This window comes from Dasania marina DSM 21967 (assembly GCF_000373485.1).
GTDB classification, from domain to species: domain Bacteria; phylum Pseudomonadota; class Gammaproteobacteria; order Pseudomonadales; family Dasaniaceae; genus Dasania; species Dasania marina.
In genome coordinates, this window is sequence record NZ_KB891576.1 from 752,717 (window position 1) to 760,556 (window position 7,840).

Genomic DNA, 7,840 nt, shown 5'->3' on the forward strand with positions numbered 1-7,840 from the left:
CTATTGCTCAGGTTTTTTAATAAACAGGGTGTTCAATATTTCGTTGACGGCGGAGTCATCCATACCGGCGTTATCCTGCGCACAAGAATAGGTAATTAATAAGGCTAAATTATCGCAACGTAAATACCAATCTCTTACCGCATCGCCATCGTCATCATAGCTATAGTAATAACCTTGTAACTCTGCCAACTCTACGACTTGGCCAGCACCAAACTGCTGTTCTACCTCTAAGCTAAACTCTCGTAATTCTTGATCGCTAACCGCGCCATCGGTTTTTTCTAAGGTAGTAATAGCAATTTCACCCACCCCATCCTCATCGCTAATAAGTATGGTTTCTTCATCTTCTTCAGCTTGCCATTCTGGCGGCAAGTCAATAATCCACCACTGCGATTCAACAACGTTCATATTTTTTCTCCAGCACTGCATGTCAGTGCTTTAATCATAATTAGCGCGTGCTCATAGCCCTGCGCAGTAGGATAATAATTTTTACGCTGGCCCGCATCACTAAAACCCAACTTAGTATATAAGGCGATCGCTGGACTATTCGATGCCCTAACCTCTAAATAACACTGGCTAGACTGCTCACGCACACAACGTTGTAAACCATAACCCAATAAATAATGGGCATAGCCGCGTTGATGGTAGTCGGGGTGTATGGCCATGTTCAGTAAACAACTTTCGCCGCAACTGTGCTGCAGCACAATAAAACCCACTAGCCGATCATTATCCATAAGCAGCTGGCAATCGTGACTATTAATACTTTCAATAAAATGACTTTCTGACCAAGGGTAAGGGGTTGCTGATTTATTAAGAGTCGCCACACTCGCTGCATCCGCTAATAGCATGGGTCTAGTTGCTAAGGCTTCCGTCGACACTATAGTGCTAATCGCAGAGGCGCTAAATGCTGCCACAGCTCACGCTTACGTTCAGGCTGGGCATAAGCCTTGGCCGCACACGCGGTGATCAATGCAGGGCAGCCTAAAGATGGCACATTAGTTAACTGGCCTATAGTATCTTCTAACTGGAGGTATTGCGCAGCAGGACCAAAAATGACTGCGGTGCGATTAGCTACATGTTCTTTTAAAAATGCAGCTAAGGCCATACGCGCAACCGCAGCGCTTTGATCGACCGCCGCACTGTTAATCATGGGCCAGCTAAAAGGCAAATAAACTGGTTGCTGACTATCACCTAAAGCCAAAGTAATATTCGCTAACATTTGCTGATAATCTTGCGCCTGCTGGCCGGCGATGTTCTCAGCAATTAGCACAAAATGAGCCGACGCCATCACCATTAATGAAAAGTGCGGCACGGCTTGCTTGCCGGTAATAACAGGCTCTACTGTTTGCACGGCCAACTGCGGCCTAGCGGCTTTGAGTTTGCTTGTATCTAACAAGCCTATGCTAGCCATCACATCTTTCGCGGCTGTACCGGTTACAGGCCGACTGAGCGCAACATTAGCGCCAGCAACTACAGCCGACTCAGGGCGGGTTGACGTTACCTCTGGCAATAAGCAGATAGGCGAAGCTAAGGCACCGGCCAAGGTCGCTCGAGGGAAGTAGCTGTCTACGCCCATAGCATCTAAATAAGCTTGCCGGTGTAATTCGTTCATTAAATGCCTTTCTGTGGGTGCGCTTTAAGCACACCTGCGTCTAATAAATTAAGTGCATCTAAATAGGCTTTAACCGAAGCCACCATCACATCGGTATCTGAACCCAGACCGTTAACAATAACGCCATCTTTTTCCAAGCGCACACTAACACCACCTATAGAGTCAGTGCCTTGAGTAACCGCATTAACCGAATACAGTAACAAAGAAGATTCGCTGTGAACTACGCTTTCTATGGCTTTAAATGTCGCATCAACTATGCCATCGCCTTCACTGTGACAGTCCACGGCTTTACCGTCTATTGCGATACGTAAATCAGCAACGGGTTTATGGCCAGACTGTGATCTTGCATCTAGGCTAAGCAGTTTATATTTTTCTTGGGCGTTTTCATTGCTTGTATCAGAAACCAAAGACTGTAAGTCTTCATCAAATATCTCGTGCTTTTTATCGGCTAAGTCTTTGAACTTAGCGAATACATCATTAAATACTTTTTCATCGTCAAAGCTAACACCTAAATCGCTAAAACGCGCTTTTACCGCAGCGCGGCCTGAGTGTTTACCCAGCACCAATTTATTGGTGTTCCAGCCTACATCTTCGGCACGCATAATTTCATAGGTTTCCCTATGTTTTAATACGCCGTCTTGATGTATGCCTGATTCGTGAGCAAAGGCATTGGCGCCTACTATGGCTTTATTGGGCTGTACCGCAAAACCAGTGATAGACGATACTAGCCGTGAGATGGGCACTATTTGTGAAATATCAATATTTGTTACAACCGGGAATATATCGGCGCGGGTACGTACCGCCATCACAATTTCTTCCAGCGCTGCGTTACCCGCACGTTCACCTAAGCCATTGATAGTACATTCCACTTGTCGCGCACCCTTCATCACTGCTGATAAGGAATTCGATACCGCTAAGCCCAAGTCATTGTGACAGTGCACAGAAAATATAGCTTTATCGGCATTGGGAATGGCGTTAAGTAAACGCGCAATTAATTCACCGTACTGGGCAGGCTCAGCATAGCCTACAGTATCGGGTAAATTGATGGTGGTGGCACCGGCGTTGATGACTTGTTCAATAATACGACAAAGAAAATCAAACTCCGAACGCGAGGCATCTTCACAGGAAAACTCTACATCGTTGGTATAAGTACAAGCCTGCCTAACTGACTGAACTGCGCGCTCGACTACCGCGTCGGGCTGCATGCGCAGCTTATATTCCATATGTATGGGCGAGGTAGCTATAAAAGTATGTATACGAGCACTATTAGCACCTTTAAGTGCCTCACCGGCACGCTCTATATCTTTGCTGTTGGCTCTAGCCAAGCTACAAATAGTACTATCTTTAACGGCTTGGGCCACCGCCTGCACGGCATCGAAATCGCCGGGGCTGGCAATGGCGAAACCCGCTTCTATAACATCCACCCGCATTTTTTCCAGCATTTTGGCGATGCGGACTTTTTCATCCTTGGTCATCGAAGCCCCAGGGCTTTGCTCACCATCACGCAAGGTGGTATCAAAAATTATTAGTGGCGACTTGCTCATACAGGCTCCGGGATCACGCAAAACTGCTAACACAAAGTAAAATTATGCCGCGTATTGTACTAGAAATAGCGCGGTAAATAACGGCCTATCGTTCAATACGCATTAATCGAAATCCCACCGAAAAACTGGTGGCGTAGGCCGGTGTACTTTGCCGAGTAAATGAACTGTTAATCCAAGGAAAACTAAACCAGGCACCACCACGCAGTACCATTTCTTCAGTATTACAATCATCAACTCTGGCACTGCCATCTACCGGCGCATTACGATAATTATCGTGATAACAATCTTGCACCCATTCACGTACATTGCCATACATATCATAGAGGCCAAAAGCGTTGGGCTGGTAACTGCCCACCTGCGTAGTACTGCGCCCTACACCATCGTTACAGGCTATTAGAGGCTTGCCTTGCCTATCTTTCGCCTCGCTACTGTCGGCGACATTGGCATAAGTACATAATTGGGTAATGTCATTGCCAAAAAAGAACGCGCTAGTTGTACCCGCTCTGGCCGCATATTCCCAAATCGCCTCGGTAGGTAGCTGATAATTTTGACCCGTTTGCGCTGATAACCACTGGCTGTAGGCAACGGCATCATCCCAGCTAACATTAATCACCGGTCTATCATTTCGACCCCAACCTTTGTCATCAGGTAATTCATGCTGAGTCGCTTTGGCAAAGGCATCATATTGGGTAAAGCTCACCTCGTGCAGCATTAAAGATATACCATTGGGAATAGCCACCAAGCGCAGCGGCCGGTCATCATCATAGCAATCCCCCGCCTGCTCGCAGCCCATCACGAAACTAGCGGCTGGTAAGCGCACCAACTTGGGGCCACTAGATCCATCAGCCATCACATCGTTAAAAAAATCAGCCTTAGTCGGCAGCACAACAGCCAAAGGCTGTTCAGGGTCTGTTTTATACCCAGAGGATCCACAAGCCGCTAACAACAGCGAAAAAACACTAATAATCAATAAGATACTACAACTAGAAACGCGCATTATTATTCTCTTTTATTAAAAGCATAGGTCTAGAACCGGCAATGGTAACAAATTTAAAAAACAATAAATATTAATAAGGCTAGCAGAGGAAAGTGTTCCTGGAATTTTAGTGTTTAATAAATCTTGCTTGCGGGAATGCTTTATTCAGGTGGGCTGCCAGATTGTAACGGGAGAAAAATCATAGGACTGTAAACGGATACCACTCATCTTTACCGAGATAAAAAAGAAAAGCCCCAGCTTATTTGTGTTCATATTGTTCTGAGAGTGTGAGGGCCTAGCCCATGACCGAAGGGAGTGTTGTGGCTACCTACTTTGGGTTGCAAGCAATGCTTGCAATCGCTACGCGAAGCCTTTGGCTCCCCGTCCTCCGCACCTACGGTGCATGGGTCGTGGGCCTGCCCATGACTGCAAGGAATGTTTTGGGTACACATGGCAAGCCTATGGCTTGCTCAGCGTGCCCCACGAAGTGCTTTGGGTATAACGGGGCAGAAGATCAACGGGCGTAAAATAAAAAACCCCGTCCAGCAAGCGAACGGGGTGTCAGTGTAGCCCGTGTAACACAGTGGCTATTTAATTTTAATCCTAGCGAGGATCCAGTCCGCGAGCGTAGCGAGCGCTCAGCGTGGCCCGCATAGCGTATTGGCCATTGGCTGTGACCGTTGGTACCCAAAGCACTGCGTGGGGCAGGCTCTTATCGCCAGCCGCTGACTGCCTACGAAGCACACAAAGAAAAGCCCCAGCAGGAATACCTACTGGGGCTTTAAAATCAATCCTGGCGATGACCTACTCTCACATGGGGAAACCCCACACTACCATCGGCGATGACACGTTTCACTTCTGAGTTCGGTATGGGATCAGGTGGTACCATGTCTCTATGGTCGCCAGGAAAACTGGCTTGGATGTGTTTCGGTCTTAGGTACCAGAGGTACTGCCTAGTTCACTATTCCAAATAGGGCGATAAATAAGCTGATAACAACCTTTCTTTAACAGAGGTTACACTGAAATCTCTTGTGCGAATCTATGTACGATCCGGCNTTGCTCTTTCGAGCGGAGTTTTTACACTCATCGTCTGTTCTTGTCTCATATAGTAGGCAGTAAACTACTTAATTATATGGTCAAGCCTCACGGGCAATTAGTACTGGTTAGCTCAACGCCTCACAACGCTTACACACCCAGCCTATCAACGTTGTAGTCTTCAACGGCCCTACAGGGAACTTAAAGTTCCAGAGAAAATTAATCTTGGAAGGGGCTTCCCGCTTAGATGCTTTCAGCGGTTATCCTGTCCGAACGTAGCTACCCGGCAATGCATCTGGCGATACAACCGGAACACCAGGGGTTCGTCCACTCCGGTCCTCTCGTACTAGGAGCAGCTTTCCTCAATTTTCTAACGCCCACGGCAGATAGGGACCGAACTGTCTCACGACGTTCTAAACCCAGCTCGCGTACCACTTTAAATGGCGAACAGCCATACCCTTGGGACCGGCTTCAGCCCCAGGATGTGATGAGCCGACATCGAGGTGCCAAACACCGCCGTCGATGTGAACTCTTGGGCGGTATCAGCCTGTTATCCCCGGAGTACCTTTTATCCGTTGAGCGATGGCCCTTCCATACAGAACCACCGGATCACTATGACCTACTTTCGTACCTGCTCGACTTGTCAGTCTCGCAGTCAAGCGCACTTGTACCATTATACTAACCTCACGATTTCCGACCGTGATTAGTGCACCTTCGTACTCCTCCGTTACTCTTTAGGAGGAGACCGCCCCAGTCAAACTACCCACCACACAATGTCCCCGATCCAGATAATGGACCTAGGTTAGAACCTCAAAATGATCAGGCTGGTATTTCAAGTTTGGCTCCACTGCATCTAGCGACACAGCTTCAAAGCCTCCCAGCTATCCTACACAAAACATTTCAAAGTCCACTGCGAAGCTATAGTAAAGGTTCACGGGGTCTTTCCGTCTAGCCGCGGGTATACGGCATCTTAACCGCAAATTCAATTTCACTGAGTCACTGGTGGAGACAGCGTGGCCATCATTACGCCATTCGTGCAGGTCGGAACTTACCCGACAAGGAATTTCGCTACCTTAGGACCGTTATAGTTACGGCCGCCGTTTACCGGGGCTTCGATCAAGAGCTTCTCCGAAGATAACCCCATCAATTAACCTTCCGGCACCGGGCAGGCGTCACACCGTATACGTCCACTTACGTGTTTGCACAGTGCTATGTTTTTAATAAACAGTTGCAGCCACCTGGTCACTTCGACTCCCCTCAGCTTACGGAGTAAATCCGATCACCAGAGGGAGCGTACCTTCTCCCGAAGTTACGGTACCATTTTGCCTAGTTCCTTCACCAGTGTTCTCTCAAGCGCCTTAGTATTCTCTACCTGACCACCTGTGTCGGTTTGGGGTACGGTTCCTCATAACCTGAAGCTTAGAAGCTTTTCTTGGAAGCATGGCATCGACTACTTCATGTCTCAAAGAGACACTCGTCATCAGCTCTCAGCATTCCCACTAAAGGGAGCGTCCCGGATTTACCTAAGACACTTGCCTACAACCTTAAACGCGGACAACCATCGCCGCGCTAGCCTAGCCTACTCCGTCCCTCCATCGCAGTTATAAGAAGTACAGAAATATTAATCTGTTTCCCATCGATTACGCTCTTCAGCCTCACCTTAGGGGCCGACTAACCCTGCCCTGATTAGCATGGGGCAGGAAACCTTGGTCTTCCGGCGTGGGAGTTTTTCACTCCCATTATCGTTACTCATGTCAGCATTCGCACTTCTGATACCTCCAGCAAACTTCTCAGTTCACCTTCGCAGGCTTACAGAACGCTCCTCTACCATGCGTACATAAATGCACGCATCCGCAGCTTCGGTATACTATTTAGCCCCGTTAAATCTTCCGCGCAGGCCGACTCGACTAGTGAGCTATTACGCTTTCTTTAAAGGATGGCTGCTTCTAAGCCAACCTCCTAGCTGTCTGAGCCTTCCCACATCGTTTCCCACTTAATAGTATTTAGGGACCTTAGCTGGCGGTCTGGGTTGTTGCCCTCTCCACGACGGACGTTAGCACCCGCCGTGTGTCTGCCATAATTGTACTCCGCGGTATTCGGAGTTTGCATGGGGTTGGTAAGTCGGGATGACCCCCTAGCCCAAACAGTGCTCTACCCCCGCGGGTAAGATATGACGCTCTACCTAAATAGATTTCGAGGAGAACCAGCTATCTCCCGGCTTGATTAGCCTTTCACTCCGACCCACAACTCATCCCCGCATTTTTCAACATACGTGGGTTCGGTCCTCCAATTGATGTTACTCAATCTTCAACCTGGCCATGGGTAGATCGCCGGGTTTCGGGTCTAATGCCTGCAACTATGACGCCCTATTAAGACTCGGTTTCCCTACGCCTCCCCTATACGGTTAAGCTTGCTACAGACATTAAGTCGCTGACCCATTATACAAAAGGTACGCAGTCACAGAACAAGTCTGCTCCCACTGCTTGTACGCACACGGTTTCAGGANCTATTTCACTCCCCTCTCCGGGGTTCTTTTCGCCTTTCCCTCACGGTACTGGTTCACTATCGGTCAGTTAGTAGTATTTAGCCTTAGAGGATGGTCCCCCTATCTTCAATCAGGATATCACGTGTCCCGACCTACTTAATGCGTCAACTATCGCTTTCGTGTACGGGGCT

General features: G+C 48.2%; 5 protein-coding genes and 2 rRNA genes. All 7 read right to left on the reverse strand.

Annotated elements, in window-relative coordinates; all coding sequences use genetic code 11:
• Window positions 1-405 carry a hypothetical protein gene (locus tag B067_RS0108005; protein WP_019529561.1) on the reverse strand — a complete coding sequence of 135 codons (405 nt, stop codon included), beginning with the start codon at window positions 403-405 and terminating at the stop codon, window positions 1-3.
• Window positions 402-911: a ribosomal protein S18-alanine N-acetyltransferase gene (gene rimI, locus B067_RS0108010; RefSeq protein ID WP_156820780.1), complete on the reverse strand. Its 510-nt coding sequence runs from the start codon at window positions 909-911 to the stop codon at window positions 402-404. The genes B067_RS0108005 and rimI overlap by 4 nt, the downstream gene beginning before the upstream one ends.
• Window positions 875-1,609 carry a hypothetical protein gene (locus tag B067_RS0108015; protein ID WP_019529563.1) on the reverse strand — a complete coding sequence of 245 codons (735 nt, stop codon included), beginning with the start codon at window positions 1,607-1,609 and terminating at the stop codon, window positions 875-877. The genes rimI and B067_RS0108015 overlap by 37 nt, the downstream gene beginning before the upstream one ends.
• Window positions 1,609-3,153, reverse strand: coding sequence for a 2-isopropylmalate synthase (locus B067_RS0108020; RefSeq protein WP_019529564.1), 1,545 nt, complete (start codon window positions 3,151-3,153; stop codon window positions 1,609-1,611). Before B067_RS0108020 ends, B067_RS0108015 begins: the two co-directional genes overlap by 1 nt.
• 85 nt (window positions 3,154-3,238) lie before the next feature.
• Complete coding sequence (locus B067_RS19955) at window positions 3,239-4,150, reverse strand: formylglycine-generating enzyme family protein (RefSeq protein WP_019529565.1); 912 nt, start codon at window positions 4,148-4,150, stop codon at window positions 3,239-3,241.
• A gap of 770 nt (window positions 4,151-4,920) precedes the next feature.
• Window positions 4,921-5,036, reverse strand: a 5S ribosomal RNA gene (gene rrf, locus B067_RS0108035).
• Window positions 5,037-5,261: 225 nt separating this feature from the next.
• Window positions 5,262-7,840 (reverse strand): 23S ribosomal RNA (locus B067_RS0108040); the annotation flags it as partial.

What these genes read in the sequence shown, in the direction of transcription:
- B067_RS0108015 (WP_019529563.1), bottom strand. Translation starts at nt 1,609, where the DNA reads ATGAACGAATTACACCGGCAAGCTTATTTAGATGCTATGGGCGTAGAC.
- B067_RS19955 (WP_019529565.1), bottom strand. Translation starts at nt 4,150, where the DNA reads ATGCGCGTTTCTAGTTGTAGTATCTTATTGATTATTAGTGTTTTTTCG.
- B067_RS0108020 (WP_019529564.1), bottom strand. Translation starts at nt 3,153, where the DNA reads ATGAGCAAGTCGCCACTAATAATTTTTGATACCACCTTGCGTGATGGT.
- B067_RS0108005 (WP_019529561.1), bottom strand. Translation starts at nt 405, where the DNA reads ATGAACGTTGTTGAATCGCAGTGGTGGATTATTGACTTGCCGCCAGAA.